Source organism: Micromonospora sp. L5 (assembly GCF_000177655.2).
Classification (GTDB): Bacteria; Actinomycetota; Actinomycetes; order Mycobacteriales; family Micromonosporaceae; genus Micromonospora; species Micromonospora aurantiaca.
On record NC_014815.1, the window covers coordinates 1 to 16,854 of the forward strand.

A 16,854-nucleotide genomic window follows, 5' to 3' on the forward strand; every position below is an offset into this window, starting at 1 on the left:
TTCACTGATGTTGCCAAGGTCGTCAGGGTGTCGCCGGTTGATGCTGTGGGGTCCGCGCTGTTAGCGTGCGCGATTGCGGTCGGCGTCGGGGGTCCGGGGTTTGTCGCCGATCGGCAAGACCGGACACGCTGTTGAATCGTTCGGCACGGTGAACCCGCTTCAACGCCTCCCTGGATCGAGGGGGGCAGGTCCGACCCGCGTCCGGTGGGCGGCCACAATCGGTCGGTACACAGGCTGTGGATAACTTGTGGATGACGACCGGTCAGCCGTCCGGGCGGGCGTGAGAAGGAGCAGGCGAGGGGGTGGCACGACGGTGACCGGAGCGACCGACCTTGCCGCGGTGTGGACGGCGACCACCGACGAACTCGCCGACGAGATCATCTCCGCGCAGCAACGGGCGTACCTCCGGCTCACCCGGCTGCGGGCGATCGTCGAGGACACGGCGCTGCTCTCCGTGCCGGACGCCTTCACCCGGGACGTGATCGAGTCCCGGCTCCGCCCGGCCATCACCGAGGCGTTGAGCCGCCGGCTCGGCCGGCCGATCCAGGTGGCCGTCACCGTGCGGGTCGCCGACGACCCGGGCGCCCGCCCGGCCGGCACTGTCTACCGCAGCGGCCCGGAGCCGCTGCCCGAGCACGACGCCGCCGCCCCGCTGCCCGGCTTCGACCAGCCCGGCCCGCCCGCGTCCGCCTTCCCGTCGCCGCGCCCGGAACCCGGATACACCGAGGCCGGGTACGCCGAACCGCGCCCGGAGCAGCCGCTCGACGAGCCGGCGCCGCGCCAGCGGACCGCCGACGGCGGCGGCCGCCCGCACCTCATTCCGGCCGGCCGGGACGCGCAGGACACGCTCTTCAGCGCTGCGTTCGCCGAGCCGGTACGCACCGCTCCCGAGCGCCGCGCCTTCGACGAGCGCACCCGCATCGAGCCGCCCGTGCCCGACGCCGGCGGATACGAGCCCCGATACCGGGAGAGCCCGCCCGCCGACCCCGCGCCGATGCGCGGCCTGCCACGCGACGGCGCCACCGACAACGGCCCCGGCCGGGGTGGCGCCGACCACCACCGTCCGGGCGGCGGCCAGGCCGATCGCAGGCTCCCCGGCGGTACGGAGAGCGGCGGCAACCGGCTCAACCCGAAGTACATGTTCGAGACGTTCGTCATCGGCTCGTCCAACCGGTTCGCGCACGCCGCGAGCGTGGCGGTGGCCGAGTCGCCGGCGAAGGCGTACAACCCGCTGTTCATCTACGGCAGCTCAGGGCTGGGCAAGACCCACCTGCTGCACGCCATCGGGCACTACGCCACGACGCTCGGCAACGCGCGCTCGGTCCGGTACGTCTCGACCGAGGAGTTCACGAACGACTTCATCAACTCGCTGCGCGACGACAAGACGAGCGCGTTCCAGCGCCGCTACCGGGACGTGGACATCCTCCTGATCGACGACATCCAGTTCCTGGAGAACCGGGAGCGGACGCAGGAGGAGTTCTTCCACACCTTCAACACCCTGCACAACGCCAACAAGCAGATCGTGATCACGTCCGACCGCTCGCCGAAGCAGCTGGCGACGCTGGAGGACCGGCTGCGTACGCGGTTCGAGTGGGGCCTGCTCGCCGACATCCAGCCGCCGGACCTCGAGACGCGGATCGCGATCCTGCAGAAGAAGGCGGCCCAGGAGCGGCTGTTCGCCCCGCCGGACGTGCTGGAGTTCATCGCGTCCCGGGTGTCGAACTCGATCCGCGAACTGGAGGGGGCGCTGATCCGGGTCACTGCCTTCGCCAGCCTCACCCGATCCTCGGTCGAGCTGTCGCTGGCCGAGGAGGTGCTGCGGGACTTCATCCCGGACGGCGCCGGCCCGGAGATCACCGCGGACCAGATCATGGTGTCCACGGCCGACTACTTCGGCGTGAGCCTGGAGGACCTGCGCGGCCACTCCCGCTCCCGGGTGCTGGTGAACGCGCGTCAGGTGGCCATGTACCTGTGCCGCGAGCTGACCGACCTGTCGCTGCCCCGGATCGGGCAGGCGTTCGGCGGCCGGGACCACACGACGGTGATGCACGCGGACCGCAAGATCCGCCAGCAGATGGCGGAGCGGCGCTCGCTCTACAACCAGATCGCCGAGCTGACGAACCGCATCAAGCAGAACACCTGACCGTCTCTCTCCTCGCGCTGCCTCATTTCCCTCACCGCTCCCGCCGCGGACGTCCCCGCAGATCTTGAAAGCTTGGCGCCCTCATAGGGGCCGTCTCCTACCAAGATCTCGCCAGAGCTGAGCGTCACACCTCACGCGTGACCTGAACGCAGCCACGGTCCCCGCCCTCACCGGCCGACCGTTCGCGTCGATCATGAGGTTAGCGGCGACAAACCGGACGCCAGATGCCGCCAACTTCATGATCAACCCGCGCAGGGCTGGGCGGGGCGGGCGGAGTCGCGGGAGGGGTGGGGTGACCTAGTGACCAATTCGGCGCCGACGCGGCGGGCTCGGGCGGGTGGCAAGTAGCCGACAGCGGGGATCGGTTGACCCTCGACCGGGTGGAGGGCCCAGGATCTGTCGTGTGCTCGTCCACAGCTCGTACCCGTTGTCCACAGGCCCTGTGTCACAGGCAGTGGACAACCACGCTTTGCACTCGGCCGGTTACCCACAGACTGTGGACAACTCCTGGGGACGACGCTGTGGATGCCTGGGGACAACGCAACCGTCATCCCCAGACGACGGTCTGCCTGTGGGCGAGCTGTTGAAGGTTCTGGGGATGACGGCTCTCGACCCTGTCGGCGTTGTCCACAGCGCTGGGGAGAAAACCGGTGGATTACCGGTGGACAACCGGTGGACAGCCGTGGAAAACCCGGCGGCCGGCGAGGGCTGTGGACCGGAACACGAGTTTTACCCCTGGTTCTCCACAGCCAAACCACCGGTGGATAACGTGTCTGACCTGCGCGGACGCCGGTTCTCCACAGTTTGCACAGGTGCGATGAAGACGATGAGTTATCTCTTCTAAACAACAAAAACCAATCATCACCGTTGGACTTCCTGTGGATCGGGCCGGAGCACTGCCGTCGGCAGTCGCCCGGGGCACCTGGATCCACGGGGTCGGGCGCACAGCCGATGCCCCAGCGCCTTAAGGTGCGATGGGTACCCGCACGGTCGGGCGGGACGGGTGGCAGCGGTCGGCATGAGAGAGTTGTCGCTGACGTCGACGCGGAGGCATTGATGAAGTTCCGAGTGGAGCGCGACGCGCTCGCCGAGGCGGTCGCGTGGACCGCCAAGAGCCTGCCCAACCGACCCTCCGTGCCGGTGCTGGCCGGGGTGATGCTCCGCGTCACCGACGGCAACCTGCAGGTCTCCGGCTTCGACTACGAGGTCTCCAGCCAGGTGACGGTCGAGGTGCAGGGTGACGCGGACGGCGCCGCCCTGGTCTCCGGCCGCCTGCTCGCCGAGATCACCAAGGCCCTGCCGGCCAAGCCGGTGGACATCGCCGCCGTCGGCGCCCACCTCGAACTGGTCTGCGGCAGCGCCCGGTTCACGCTGCCCACCATGCCGGTGGAGGACTACCCGACGCTGCCGGAGATGCCGGAGAGCGCGGGCACCGTCGACGCCGCCGCCTTCGCCTCCGCCGTGGCCCAGGTGGCTGTCGCCGCGGGCCGCGACGAGACGCTGCCGATGATGACCGGCGTACGGATCGAGCTGAGCGGCAGCACGATGGCCATGCTGGCGACCGACCGCTACCGCCTCGCGCTGCGCGAGATGGAGTGGAACCCGGACGACCCGGAGATCAGCCTCAACGCGCTGGTGCCGGCCCGTACGCTGCACGACACCGCGAAGGCGCTCGGCCCGCTCGGTGGCCACGTCACCATGGCGCTGTCCTCCGGCGGCGCCGGTGAGGGCATGATCGGTTTCTCCGGTGGCACCCGCCGGACCACCAGCCGCCTGCTCGACGGCGCCAACTACCCGCCGGTGCGCTCGCTGTTCCCGGCCGACCACAACGCCGAGGCCCGCGTCGCCGTCGCCGCGCTCATCGAGGTGGTCAAGCGCGTCGCGCTGGTCGCCGAGCGCACCACCCCGGTGCTGCTCAGCTTCAGCGCCGACGGTCTCGTGGTCGAGGCGGGCGGCACCGAGGAGGCCCGGGCCAGCGAGGCCATGGAGGCCACCTTCAGCGGCGAGCCGCTGACCATCGGGTTCAACCCGCAGTACCTCATCGACGGCCTGGCCAACCTGGGCGCGCAGCACGCCCTGCTCCGGTTCGTCGACGCGTTCAAGCCCGCGGTCATCTCCCCGGCAGGCGAGGATGGCGAGGTCATCCCGGGGTACCGGTACCTCATCATGCCGATCCGCGTGTCCCGCTGATCGCAGGCAGCACGACCCTGACGTACGGAGGTAGGAGCAGATGCAGCTCGGCCTGGTAGGACTCGGCCGCATGGGCGGCAACATGCGGGAGCGGTTGCGCGCCGCCGGGCACGAGGTGGTCGGCTACGACCACAACCCGGAGATCAGCGACGCCGCGAGCCTGGCCGAGCTTGCCGAGAAGCTCCAGTCGCCCCGCGCGGTGTGGGTCATGGTTCCCGCCGGCGTCACCGACGCCACCATCGACGAGCTCGCCGATGTGCTCGGCGAGGGTGACATCATCATCGACGGCGGCAACTCCCGGTTCAGCGACGACGCCCCGCGCGCCGAGCGGCTGAACGAGCAGGGCATCGGCTACATCGACGTCGGCGTCTCCGGCGGCGTCTGGGGCCGGCAGAACGGGTACGCGCTGATGGTCGGCGGGGCGCAGGAGCACGTCGAGCGGCTCATGCCGATCTTCGAGTCGCTCAAGCCCGAGGGCGAGTTCGGCTTCGTGCACGCCGGCCCGGTCGGCGCCGGCCACTACGCCAAGATGGTGCACAACGGCATCGAGTACGGCCTGATGCACGCCTACGCCGAGGGCTACGAGCTGCTTGCGGCCTCGGAGCTGGTGACGAACGTCCCCGGCGTGTTCAAGTCGTGGCGCGAGGGCACCGTGGTGCGCTCCTGGCTGCTCGACCTGCTGGACCGGGCACTCGACGAGGACCCGGAACTGGCCGAGCTGAGCGGCTACACCGAGGACACCGGCGAGGGCCGCTGGACCGTGGACGAGGCGGTCCGGCTCGCCGTACCGCTCAACGTCATCACCGCGTCGCTCTTCGCCCGGTTCGCCTCCCGGCAGGACGACTCGCCCGCGATGAAGGCCGTCGCCGCGCTGCGCCAGCAGTTCGGCGGCCACGCCGTCCACAAGCGCTGACCGGTATCCACAGGCTGTGTACGTCCGCCGGCTCGAACTGGTCGACTTCCGCTCGTACGAGCGCGTCGGCGTCGACCTGGAGCCGGGTCCGAACGTGCTCGTCGGCGCCAACGGCGTCGGCAAGACCAACCTGGTCGAGGCGCTCGGCTACGTGGCGACCCTGGATTCGCACCGGGTCGCCACCGACGCCCCGCTGGTGCGGATGGGCGCCGCCTCGGCGGTGATCCGTTGCGCCGTGGTGCACGAGGGCCGGGAGCTGCTGGTCGAGCTGGAGATCGTCCCGGGCAAGGCCAACCGGGCCCGGCTCGGCCGGTCCCCGGCCCGCCGCGCCCGGGACGTGCTCGGCGCGCTGCGCCTGGTGCTGTTCGCGCCGGAGGACCTGGAACTGGTCCGCGGCGACCCGGCTGAACGCCGCCGCTACCTGGACGACCTGCTGGTCACCCGCCAGCCCCGCTATGCCGGTGTCCGCGCCGACTACGAACGCGTGGTCAAGCAACGCAACGCGCTGCTGCGTACGTCGTACCTCGCTCGGAAGACCGGCGGCACACGCGGCGGTGACCTGTCGACGCTGGCCGTGTGGGACGCGCATCTGGCGCAGCACGGCGCGGACCTGCTCGCCGGCCGCCTGGAGCTGGTGGCCGCGCTGACCCCGCACGTGGCGAAGGCGTACGACGCGGTGGCGGCCGGCCGCGGCGCGGCGGGCATCGCGTACCGGCCCTCGGTCGAGCTGCCCGAACCCGGCGCCGACCGCGCGGCGCTGGCGGAGGCGCTCGCCGCCGCGCTCACCGCGAACCGCGCCGCCGAGATCGAGCGCGGCACCACGCTCGTCGGCCCGCACCGCGACGACCTGGCGCTGACGCTCGGCCCGCTGCCCGCCAAGGGGTACGCGAGCCACGGCGAGTCCTGGTCGTACGCGCTGGCGTTGCGGCTGGCCGGTTACGACCTGCTGCGCGCCGACGGGATCGAGCCGGTGCTGGTGCTCGACGACGTCTTCGCCGAGCTGGACACCGGCCGGCGGGAGCGGCTGGCCGAGCTGGTCGGCGGCGCGAGCCAGCTCCTGGTCACCTGCGCGGTGGACGACGACGTGCCGGCGACGCTGCGCGGCACCCGGTACGCGGTGGGCGAGGGGACGGTGCGACGTGCCTGATGACGAGGTGCAGCTCCCGCCCGCGCGCCTCGGGCCGGGACGCGACGCGCGTACCCCGGGGAAGCCCGCGGACGGTGAGCCGGCCGCGAAGCTGCCGGAGGGCACGGCCGGGCCGGAACTGGCGCGGGCGGTGCTCGACGCGGCGAAGGCCCGGCGGCAGGCGGCGGCCCCGCGACGGCGCGGCGCGGTCCGCGGCGACGGCGAGAAGCGGCTGCGCGGCTACTCCGGCCCGGGGCCGGACCCGCGCGACCCGCAGCCGCTCGGCGCGGTGCTGGACAAGCTGATGAAGGCGCGCGGCTGGCAGCAGCCGGCCGCCGAGGCGACCGTGTTCGGCGCGTGGGAGAAGGTGGTCGGCCCGGAGGTCGCGCAGCACAGTCGCCCGGTCAAGCTGGAGGACGGCGAGCTGACCGTGGAGGCGCGTTCGACGGCCTGGGCGACCCAGCTGCGCCTGCTGGCGGGCTCGCTGTTGCAGCAGATCGCCCGCGAGGTGGGCCACAACGTGGTGCGCAAGCTGCACATCCACGGGCCGGCGGCGCCGTCGTGGTCGCGCGGTCCCCGACGGGTACGCGGGCGCGGCCCCCGCGACACCTACGGCTGACCGACACCGCCCGAACGCCGCGCCTCTCGCCGGGCGCGCTTGAGTTCGCGCTGCTCGCGGCTCCACTGCTTGCGGCGTTCCAGGTCTTCCTTCCACGCGTCGCGGGCCAGCTTCGAGCCGCCCTGCACCGCGCCCTGCACCTGGGACGGGCCGGCGAGGTTGCGGAACACCCAGCCCAACAGGCGGCCACCCTTGCCGGAGGCGTCGCCCACCTGCTCGTCGTCGCTCATCCCGCCGCCCTCTCTGTTTGTGTGCAAACCATTGGTACACCAATCATTGCTACGATCGCAACGACGACGAGGAGGACGCGGGTGACCGACGGCATCGAGGAGGACCCCCTGGCGCTGGAGCAGCAGGTCTGCTTCGCGCTCTCAGTCGCCGCCCGGAGCGTCGTCGCTGTCTACCGGCCGCTGCTGGAGCCGATGGGGCTCACTCATCCGCAATACCTGGTGATGCTGGCGCTCTGGCAGCACGCGCCGCTGTCCGGCCGGGATCTGAGCCGGCTGCTCCAGCTCGACCCGGGCACGCTGTCACCGCTCCTCAAGCGGCTGGAGGCGGCCGGCTACATCCGGCGGGAACGCGACGCCGCCGACGAGCGCAGCCTGGCCGTCTCGCTCACCGCCGAGGGGCAGGCGCTGCGGGCGCAGGCCGAGCGGATCCCGCCGGCCATCGTGCAGCGCCTCGGCCTGCCGCTGGCCGACCTGCGGCACCTGCACACGGCGCTGACCGAGGTGATCGCGGCCGCCAACCAGGCCACGTCTTCTTCGGGCGCTGCGGCGCCCGGTCAGGCGTCGGCGTAGACCGCGAAGCCCCGCTCCGCGCAGCGCCGGTAGAAGGCCGCCAGCACGCTCAGCTCGGCGCAGGTGAAGTTCCACTGCGGCGGATCGCCGCTCTCGTCCCGCAGCCGGTCGAGCCGGCTGTCGAGCCAGCGGAGCTGCTGCTCGGCCAGCCGCCCGTCGCCGAGCAGCGCGCGCAGCACCTCGCTCACCGACTCGAACGTGACCGGCTCGCCGTACGGCCGGTGCCGTGCGACGAACTTCTCCACGCCCTCGGCGATCCAGGAGCAGCCGTCCGGGTCGATCACCGGGTCCTCGTCCTCGACCGCGTTCTCCGTGGCGTAGAGCACATTCTCCAGCCCGAGGATCAAATCGACCAATTCCGTGTACGCGGTCGCGCGTACCGTGCCGGTCTTCGCGATCAGCTCGGCGAGCGCCGCGGTCGGCGCGGAGATCCGGGGCATGTCCACGATCTCGCCGAAGTCCACGAACTCAGCCGGCGCGACCGGATCGTAGAAGCGGCCGGTCCGCGGCCAGTGCACCGCGACGTTGTCCAGCCCCATCTGGCGTCACCTCTCACCAAGCGTTTTCGGACCATCTCCGACGATCGTCCCGGTTCCGGGCGCAAAAGATCAAGACCGCAACGGCGGCGCCGCAAAAGCTACGGCACGCCGGGCCCGGCCGCGACCCCCGGTCGGGGCAGCCGCCGATCACCGGTCGGATGACCGTCGTGGCTCACGGTGGCCGGTGGCGCGGTACCGCCCCAATGGCGTGTAGGGGGAGTCGTGGGCAACGCGGTTCGTCCGGCTACGGCATTCTCAGCCGCCTCGGAGAGGGTGCCGAGTGGCGGTTTGGTCGGCTCCGCACAGTAAGATTGAGGGCGAGACGAAAGACCCGAGACGGAGCGACGGACAGGGGCCCGCATGAGCCCTCGATCATAGTCCCGCATCGGGTCCGAGCCGATCGCGATCCGCGGGCAACCGCGGCGCCCGGCGTACATGATCCGAGCCTGGCGATCCCAGGGGCGGTCCATGCGCGCCGACGTCGCGTCCTGTCCGCCGAACCCGCGCCCCGCGCCCACGCGCGGCCGGTGCGAGAAAGTGGCCGAGCGTGGCAGCGGAGGACAACAAGAAGTACGGTGCCGAGTCCATCACCGTTCTCGAAGGCCTGGAAGCGGTCCGGAAGCGGCCCGGTATGTACATCGGGTCCACCGGCGAGCGCGGTCTGCACCACCTGGTGTGGGAGGTCGTCGACAACGCGGTGGACGAGGCGCTGGCCGGGCACTGCGACACCATCGACGTGGTGCTGCTGGCCGACGGCGGTGTCCGGGTGACCGACAACGGCCGTGGCTTCCCGGTCGACCTGCACCCCAAGCTGAAGAAGCCGGGTGTCGAGGTCGCCCTGACCGTGCTGCACGCGGGCGGCAAGTTCGACGGCAAGGCGTACGCCGTCTCCGGCGGCCTGCACGGCGTCGGCGTCTCCGTGGTGAACGCGCTGTCCACCAGGATGGCCGTGGAGATCCACAAGGACGGCTTCGTCTGGCGTCAGCAGTACCACCACTCCAAGCCGACGCCGCTGGAGAAGGGCGAGGCGACCGACCGCACCGGTTCGGCTGTCTCCTTCTGGCCCGACCCGGACGTCTTCGAGACCGTCGACTTCGACTTCCACACGATCTACCGGCGCCTCCAGGAGATGGCCTTCCTCACCCGGGGTCTCACCATCCACCTGCTCGACGAGCGGGTGCCGGAGGACGAGGACGGCAAGACCCGCGAGGTCACCTTCCACTACGAGGGCGGCATCGCCGACTTCGTCCGGCACCTCAACGCCTCCAAGAGCCCGATCCACAAGACGGTGGTCGAGTTCGGCGCCGAGGAGACGGGCATGTCGGTCGAGATCGCCATGCAGTGGAACGAGTCGTACGGCGAGTCGGTCTACACCTTCGCCAACAACATCAACACCCACGAGGGCGGCACCCACGAAGAGGGCTTCCGGGCCGCGCTGACGAGCGTCGTCAACCGCTACGGCGCCGAGAAGAAGCTGCTCAAGGGCGACGAGCGCCTCTCCGGTGAGGACATCCGCGAGGGCCTGGCCGCGATCATCTCGGTCAAGCTCACCGACCCGCAGTTCGAGGGTCAGACCAAGACCAAGCTGGGCAACACCCCGGTCAAGGGCTTCGTGCAGCGGGTCTGCAACGAGTCGCTCGTCGACTGGTTCGACCGCAACCCGGCCGAGGCGAAGATCATCATCCAGAAGGCCTCCCAGGCGGCCCGGGCCCGGATCGCCGCCCAGCAGGCGCGCAAGCTCGCCCGGCGCAAGTCGCTGCTGGAGTCCGGCTCGATGCCCGGCAAGCTGGCCGACTGCCAGTCCACCGACCCGCGCGAGTCCGAGGTCTTCATCGTCGAGGGCGACTCGGCCGGCGGTTCGGCCAAGCAGGGCCGCGACCCGCGTACGCAGGCGATCCTGCCGATCCGCGGCAAGATCCTCAACGTGGAGAAGGCCCGGATCGACCGGGTGCTGAAGAACAACGAGGTGCAGGCGCTGATCACCGCGCTCGGCACCGGCATCCACGACGACTTCGACATCGAGAAGCTGCGCTACCACAAGATCGTGCTGATGGCCGACGCCGACGTCGACGGCCAGCACATCCAGACGCTGCTGCTCACGCTGCTGTTCCGGTTCATGCGGCCGCTGGTCGAGCTGGGGCACGTCTACCTGGCCGCCCCGCCGCTCTACAAGATCAAGTGGAACAAGAAGGGCGACGACGCCCAGTACGCGTACTCGGACCGGGAACGCGACGGGCTGATCGCACTGCGCCAGCAGAAGAAGCCCAACGCCCGCCCGGACGACATCCAGCGGTTCAAGGGTCTCGGCGAGATGAACTACCCCGAGCTGTGGGAGACCACGATGAACCCGGCCACGCGTACGCTGCGCCAGGTCACGCTCGACGACGCCGCCACCGCGGACGAGCTGTTCAGCGTCCTGATGGGTGAGGACGTCGAGGCTCGCCGGTCGTTCATCCAGCGCAACGCCAAGGACGTGCGGTTCCTGGACATCTGACGGACGCGCCCGGGTCGGCCGGCGATCCACCGGCCGGCCCGGCGATCCACAGAGTTATCCACAGTCTGGCCGCTTTCCACAGCCGTTATCCACAGCGAGACCACGACTCTGAGTCTGATAAGGGTTAACAGTGACCGATACTCCCGAGTCCACCCCGAACGAGCCGGAGACCCCGGAACCACTGGCGGCGGTCGTCCAGCACGACCGGATCGAGCCGGTCGGCCTCGAGGTCGAGATGCAGCGCTCGTACCTCGACTACGCGATGAGCGTCATCGTCGGGCGGGCCCTGCCGGACGTCCGGGACGGGCTCAAGCCGGTCCACCGCAAGATCCTCTACGCCATGTTCGACTCCGGCTACCGGCCGGACCGCGGGTACGTGAAGTGCTCCCGCGTCGTCGGCGACGTGATGGGCCAGTTCCACCCGCACGGCGACTCGGCCATCTACGACGCGCTGGTCCGGATGGCGCAGCCGTGGTCGCTGCGCTACCCGCTGGTCGACGGCAACGGCAACTTCGGCTCGCCCGGAAACGATCCGGCTGCCGCCATGCGCTACACGGAATGCAAGCTCGACCCGCTGGCGATGGAGATGCTGCGGGACATCGACGAGGATACCGTCGACCTCCAGGACAACTACGACGGCCGGGCCAAGGAGCCCACCATCCTGCCGTCGCGTATCCCGAACCTGCTGATCAACGGCTCCGAGGGCATCGCGGTCGGCATGGCCACCAAGATCCCGCCGCACAACCTGCGCGAGATCGGCGCGGCCGTGCAGTGGTGCCTGGAGCACCCGGAGGCCGACGAGGCCACCACGCTGGAAGCTCTCCTGGAGATCGTCAAGGGCCCGGACTTCCCGACCCACGGCCTGATCGTCGGTCAGGCGGGCATCCAGGACGCGTACCGGACCGGGCGCGGCTCGATCCGCATGCGCGCCGTGGTCGAGGTCGAGGAGGACAAGCGGGGCCGGCCGGCGCTCGTGGTCAGCGAGCTGCCGTACCAGGTCAACCCGGACAACCTCGCCGAGCGCATCGCCGAGCTGATCAAGGAGGGCAAGCTCGCCGGCATCGCCGACATCCGCGACGAGTCCTCCGGGCGTACCGGCATGCGGATCGTGCTCGTGCTCAAGCGCGACGCGGTCGCCAAGGTGGTGCTGAACAACCTCTACAAGCACACCCAGCTCCAGGAGACTTTCGGCGCCAACATGCTGGCGCTCGTCGACGGCGTGCCGCGCACGCTGAACCTGGCCCAGTTCATCCGCTACTACGTCGAGCACCAGATCGAGGTGATCCGGCGGCGGACCGCGTTCCGGCTGCGCAAGGCCGAGGAGCGGGCGCACATCCTGCGCGGTCTGTCCAAGGCGCTGGACGCGCTGGACGAGGTGATCGCCCTGATCCGGCGCTCGCCCACTGTGGAGGACGCACGGCAGGGTCTGATCCGGCTGCTGGACATCGACGAGGTCCAGGCGACCGCGATCCTGGACATGCAGCTGCGCCGGCTGGCCGCCCTGGAGCGGCAGCGGATCCTGGACGACCTGGCGAAGCTCGAAGTGGAGATCGCCGACCTGAAGGACATCCTGGCCAAGCCGGAGCGGCAGCGGCGGATCGTCTCGGAGGAGCTGGGCGAGATCGTCGCGAAGTGGGGCGACGACCGGCGTACGAAGATCGTCCCGTTCGACGGCGAGGTCTCGATGGAGGACCTCATCGCCCGCGAGGACGTGGTGGTGACGATCACCCGCACCGGGTACGCGAAGCGGACCAAGGTCGATCTCTACCGGTCGCAGCGGCGTGGCGGGAAGGGCGTCAGCGGGGCGACGCTCCGCCAGGACGACATCGTCAGCCACTTCTTCGTATGCTCTACCCACGACTGGATCCTGTTCTTCACGAACAAGGGTCGGGTCTACCGGGCGAAGGCGTACGAGCTTCCCGAGGCCAGTAGGGTGGCCAAGGGCCAGCACGTGGCCAACCTGCTCGCGTTCCAGCCCGACGAGCAGATCGCGCAGATCATTGAAATCCCGAACTACCAGGTGGCCCCCTACCTGGTACTGGCCACGAAGAACGGCCTGGTGAAGAAGACGCGGCTCGAGGAGTTCGACTCCAACCGTTCCGGCGGCATCATCGCGATCAACCTGCGCGATGAGGACGAGCTGGTCGGTGCGGTACTGGTCGCTCCGGAGGACGACCTGCTGCTCGTGTCGAAGAACGCCCAGGCGATCCGCTTCAACGCCACCGACGAGGCGCTGCGTCCGATGGGCCGGGCCACCTCCGGTGTGATCGGCATGCGCTTCAGCGGCGAGGACGAGTTGCTCGCCGTCGAGGTGGTGCGAGAGGGTCTGGACGTTCTGGTCGCGACGAACGGGGGTTACGCGAAACGTACCCCGATCGAGGAATACCCGGTCCAGGGCCGGGGAGGTAAGGGCGTGCTGACCGCGAAGATCACCGAGCGACGCGGTGGCCTGGTCGGCGCGGTCGTGATCGATCCGGAGGACGAGCTGTTCGCCATCACGAGCAACGGCGGCGTCATCCGGACTCCGGTGAAGCCTGTACGCCGTACGCGTGACCGGAACACAATGGGGGTCAAGCTGATGGACCTCCCGGACGGCGTGACTATCGTGGCGATTGCTCGCAATGCCGACGAGCCTGACGAACAGGACTAGTTGATGACGGAGACACAGGCGAAGTCGGGGAACAAGGGGACCTCGGCCACTCCGGTCGAGGAGGAGGCCGCGCAGGGCGGCACACCAGCGACCGGCCGCGCGGCTGTGGGCCGGGCCACGGTTCCCGCCGACGCGCCTGCCCCGAAGTTCACCCGGGCTCCCGGCATGGCCCCGCCTCCGGACAAGCCGGCCGAGGACTCCGGTTCCCGGGACTCGGCCGAGACCAAGGTCGACGCGCCGACGTCGGCCGACGGTCTGGCCGCTCCGGCCGCCAAGCCCGCGAACGCCACGAGCACCCAGCCGATCAAGACCCCGTCGGCCGCCGGCCGGGCCTCCACCGGGACGACCGGCACGCAGCCGCGGATCGGTGCCGGCCTGGGCACCGCCCCGAAGACGTCGCCCGACGGCTCGCGCCCGAGCGGCGCCGCGAGCGCCCAGGCCCGGCCCGCCAACGGCGGCGGCCTGCCGCCGGGCATCAGCGGCGCGGCCGCCGTCGGCGCCGCGCGCGTGGGTGAGGCGGTACGCGCCGCGCGTACCTCGGTCAGCTCGGCCGCGTCGCGCGGACCGCGACGGGCCCGGCTGAACCTGAAGCGGATCGACCCGTGGTCGGTGATGAAGTTCGCCTTCGCGGTGTCAGTGGTGCTCTTCATCGTGGTCGTCGTGGCGACGTCGGTGCTCTACCTGGCGCTGGACGCCATGGGTGTGTTCAAGAGCGTCAACGACAGCCTCACCGACCTGGTGAACGCCGGCGGCGGCCAGGGTGGCGGCGGCTTCCGGATCACCGCCAAGGGCGTGATCCTGACGTCGGCGCTGATCGGCCTGGTGAACGTCGTGCTGTTCACCGCGCTGGCCACGCTCAGCGCGTTCGTCTACAACGTCTGCGCCGACCTGGTCGGCGGGATCGAGCTGACGCTCGCCGAGCGGGACTGATCGACCGGCGCCGGGGCACCGCGTAAAGCGGTCGCCCCGGCGTCGTGCGTCCGGGTAGGTTCGAGGTGGCGCGGGTGCTTCCCACCACAGACCCCCGATTTGGGCGCGGTGGAGGCGATGGGTTAACCTAGCTCGTCGCTACGCGGGGCTATAGCTCAGTCGGTTAGAGCGCAGAGCTGATAACTCTGAGGTCGCTGGTTCGATTCCAGCTAGCCCCACCGCACATCGTCCGACGACAGTCGAGCGCGAGGGGTCAAGCACATGTTCAAGAAGCTCCTGATCCTGGCCGGCATCGTCGGTGTGGCCGCCGTCGTGGCCAAGAAGGTCAAGGCCTCGAACGACGAGCGCGCCCTGTGGCACGAGGCGACCACGGCGCCGGACCTGCGCTGAACGCCGTCACGGGGCCCTAGCTCAACTGGCAGAGCACTGCCTTTGCAAGGCAGGGGTTAGGGGTTCGAGTCCCCTGGGCTCCACCACATCATTTCGCCGGATCATCAGCGGCTGTCGATGCAGTTGTGTCGCGTGCCGCCTCGGCAGTCGGCTTCCATCGATCAACGAAAGCCTCGGCGAACCGTTCATGATCTGATCGGCGTTGCACCCGGCCGACCTTCCGGCTGCGGTGTTGGAGCACGTGATGCCCTAGCTCGTGCAGCAGTACGTCAAGTTCAAGTTCATGTCGTACCTGATGGACACCGACTCGGTGCGGCGCCAGCTCGCCGGCTGATCCGTCACCCCGGACGGCGCGTCGCCACACCGCCGCCGGCCCTCGCTCGTCGAGGCCGGCGGCGGTTCCGCATGTCGGCGTCACGGTCCCTGAGCGCCGCAGTCGACGACGGCGCCGGCCCGGGTTCGCCGAGCATCAGCGTGACCACCGCGGCGAGCAGCACGATCGACCCGAGAACGGCGGTCACTGTGAGCCGTTCGTCGAGCAGGAGCACCGCGATGAGCGCCGCCGTCACCGGCTCCACGAGCGCGATGACCGACGCGGTGGTCGCCCGGACCGAGGCCAACCCGGCGAAGAACAGGGTGTACGCCACGGCGGTGGGCCCCACGGCGAGGAAGGCGAGCAGGCCCACTGTCTGACGGATGTCACCGGCGGTGGGCAGGATCCCTTCGAGCAGGGCCAGGGGAAGCAGGCAGATCATTCCGACGGCGAATCCGCCCAGTAGCGGAGTGTGCCAGCCGCCGTCTCGGCCGAGCTTCCGGTTGAGCAGGGTGACGGCTGCGTACCCGGCCGCGGACAGCAGCGCGCAGGCCAACCCCAGCAGCGGAGCCGGGGCGCTGCCGGCGCTACCACCGCCCAGCAGCAGGACCAGGCCGACGAGTGCTGTCACGACTGTGACTCCGCCGGATCGGCCGAGTCGCTCGCCGAGGGCCAGGCGTGAACCGAGGGCGATGAGGACCGGCCCGGCGCCCAGGGTGACCATGGTGGCGACGGCCAGACCGGCGTACCCCACTGCGGCGAAGTACGCCGTCTGGTAGACGGCGAGCCCTACGCCTGTCGTCACGACCTGCCGCCACCTGTGGCGCGGCCGGGTGCTGACGACCCGGATACGCGAGGATGGTCGCCGACGTGTCAGGTGTCCGGCGGCGAGCAGCAGGACGCCGCCCGCGAACCGCCAGAAGGAGACGGCGACGGGGCCCAACCCGCTGGTGTCGTAGAGGACGGCCGCCGCGGCGCCGCCGGTGCCCCAGGCGATTGCCGCCAGGAGGATGTACAGGGTTCCTCGCCCCACGGTCGGGGGCAGATTTCTGCGCACGGGATTCTCCGTTGTCGTCGCCGCCCGGGCACCGCGAACGCACCCGGGCTCTGGATCGAAAGCCGGGTTCGGTGAACGGCGTCGTTACCGGGTGACCGGTGGCGGCGAGACAACGCGGAACGTCATGTCCGCACCCTAGCGGCGCGCAGACGATCGACCGCCTGCTTTATCGCGGCCACCCGCGTCGCGAGCGGTCCCGCGGGCACCTCGACGAGGTCGAATCCCGCGTCGCGGTACGTCAGTTCGTGGACGCGCTCGAAGACGAGCGACTCCTCGAAGCTGATCCGGCGGGCGGCGGTCGCCTCGACGAAGCCCTGATTCCGTACGAAGAAGACGGTCCGCTCGTAGTGGCGGCGTTCCGTCGTCAGGCGCTCGACCTCGTCCAGCAGGGCGGACGGCGGCGTCGACCCCAGGTGGCGGCACAGCGCGAGCGTGCAGACGGGTGAGCGGTCGTGGAAGACGATCTCCCCGGCGTGCGCTTCGGCTCGGCGCCGACGCCTCCGCTGAAGAGCCAGCACCCGCTCGGCGAAGTCCGGCTCCCGCCACGGTTCGGGCCGGCCGAGCGCCTGGTGCAGCGCGATCACGTCGGTCGCCGCCTCCTCCACGACGGGATGGCCGTCGACCTCCAGGTGGCGCAGGATCGCGGTCTTACCGGAGCCGGGAGCGCCGGTGAGGATGAATCCGGGCATG

15 protein-coding genes and 2 tRNA genes are annotated in these 16,854 nt (G+C 70.3%); 13 read left to right on the forward strand and 4 right to left on the reverse strand.

The features are described from left to right. Nucleotides 1-313 precede the first annotated feature (313 nt). From dnaA to ML5_RS00030, 6 genes are all read left to right on the forward strand, one after another. Nucleotides 314-2,143, forward strand: coding sequence for a chromosomal replication initiator protein DnaA (dnaA, locus tag ML5_RS00010; RefSeq protein ID WP_013473311.1), 1,830 nt, complete (start codon nt 314-316; stop codon nt 2,141-2,143). Nucleotides 2,144-2,714: 571 nt separating this feature from the next. Next, a complete protein-coding gene (locus ML5_RS31875) occupies nt 2,715-2,987 on the forward strand; it encodes a hypothetical protein (RefSeq protein ID WP_143766917.1) in 273 nt (90 codons plus the stop codon). Nucleotides 2,988-3,199: 212 nt separating this feature from the next. Further along, nucleotides 3,200-4,333, forward strand: a complete 1,134-nt coding sequence (gene dnaN, locus ML5_RS00015) for a DNA polymerase III subunit beta (protein ID WP_013283212.1) — start codon at nt 3,200-3,202, stop codon at nt 4,331-4,333. A gap of 40 nt (nt 4,334-4,373) precedes the next feature. Beyond that, nucleotides 4,374-5,246: a phosphogluconate dehydrogenase (NAD(+)-dependent, decarboxylating) gene (gene gnd / locus ML5_RS00020; RefSeq protein ID WP_013473312.1), complete on the forward strand. Its 873-nt coding sequence runs from the start codon at nt 4,374-4,376 to the stop codon at nt 5,244-5,246. Between the two features lie 16 nt (nt 5,247-5,262). Beyond that, nucleotides 5,263-6,393: a DNA replication/repair protein RecF gene (gene recF, locus ML5_RS00025; RefSeq protein WP_013473313.1), complete on the forward strand. Its 1,131-nt coding sequence runs from the start codon at nt 5,263-5,265 to the stop codon at nt 6,391-6,393. After that, nucleotides 6,386-6,991 (forward strand): DUF721 domain-containing protein, encoded by a 606-nt coding sequence (locus tag ML5_RS00030; protein WP_013283215.1) that lies wholly within the window; start codon nt 6,386-6,388, stop codon nt 6,989-6,991. Before recF ends, ML5_RS00030 begins: the two co-directional genes overlap by 8 nt. Here the strand turns inward: ML5_RS00030 and ML5_RS00035 are convergent. Beyond that, a complete protein-coding gene (locus ML5_RS00035; protein WP_013283216.1) occupies nt 6,982-7,221 on the reverse strand; it encodes a hypothetical protein in 240 nt (79 codons plus the stop codon). The two genes, ML5_RS00030 and ML5_RS00035, sit on opposite strands and share 10 nt — an antisense overlap. Nucleotides 7,222-7,302: 81 nt before the next feature. On the opposite strand from ML5_RS00035, the gene ML5_RS00040 reads away from it, so the two are divergent. Continuing rightward, entirely contained in the window at nt 7,303-7,791 is a 489-nt protein-coding gene (locus tag ML5_RS00040) for a MarR family winged helix-turn-helix transcriptional regulator (RefSeq protein WP_013283217.1), read from the forward strand. Here ML5_RS00040 and ML5_RS00045 read toward each other — a convergent pair. After that, nucleotides 7,776-8,330, reverse strand: coding sequence for a hypothetical protein (locus ML5_RS00045; protein ID WP_013283218.1), 555 nt, complete (start codon nt 8,328-8,330; stop codon nt 7,776-7,778). The genes ML5_RS00040 and ML5_RS00045 overlap by 16 nt on opposite strands. A gap of 547 nt (nt 8,331-8,877) precedes the next feature. On the opposite strand from ML5_RS00045, the gene gyrB reads away from it, so the two are divergent. The 6 genes from gyrB (at nt 8,878) to ML5_RS00070 (ending at nt 14,880) form a co-directional block, all read left to right on the forward strand. Next, nucleotides 8,878-10,824, forward strand: coding sequence for a DNA topoisomerase (ATP-hydrolyzing) subunit B (gene gyrB, locus ML5_RS00050; protein ID WP_013283219.1), 1,947 nt, complete (start codon nt 8,878-8,880; stop codon nt 10,822-10,824). Between the two features lie 130 nt (nt 10,825-10,954). Further along, complete coding sequence (gyrA, locus tag ML5_RS00055) at nt 10,955-13,474, forward strand: DNA gyrase subunit A (protein ID WP_013473314.1); 2,520 nt, start codon at nt 10,955-10,957, stop codon at nt 13,472-13,474. A gap of 3 nt (nt 13,475-13,477) precedes the next feature. After that, on the forward strand, nt 13,478-14,404 hold the full coding sequence (locus tag ML5_RS00060; protein WP_013283221.1) for a DUF3566 domain-containing protein: 927 nt from the start codon (nt 13,478-13,480) through the stop codon (nt 14,402-14,404). A gap of 144 nt (nt 14,405-14,548) precedes the next feature. After that, nucleotides 14,549-14,622 (forward strand) — tRNA-Ile (locus ML5_RS00065). Between the two features lie 43 nt (nt 14,623-14,665). After that, on the forward strand, nt 14,666-14,794 hold the full coding sequence (locus ML5_RS32645) for a DLW-39 family protein (protein WP_013283222.1): 129 nt from the start codon (nt 14,666-14,668) through the stop codon (nt 14,792-14,794). Nucleotides 14,795-14,804: 10 nt separating this feature from the next. Next, nucleotides 14,805-14,880, forward strand: a tRNA-Ala gene (locus tag ML5_RS00070). Nucleotides 14,881-15,132: 252 nt separating this feature from the next. On the opposite strand, the gene ML5_RS00075 is transcribed toward ML5_RS00070, so the two are convergent. Next, entirely contained in the window at nt 15,133-16,164 is a 1,032-nt protein-coding gene (locus ML5_RS00075) for a DMT family transporter (protein ID WP_013473315.1), read from the reverse strand. Between the two features lie 122 nt (nt 16,165-16,286). Continuing rightward, entirely contained in the window at nt 16,287-16,853 is a 567-nt protein-coding gene (locus ML5_RS00080; RefSeq protein WP_013473316.1) for an AAA family ATPase, read from the reverse strand. Nucleotide 16,854 lies beyond the last annotated feature (1 nt).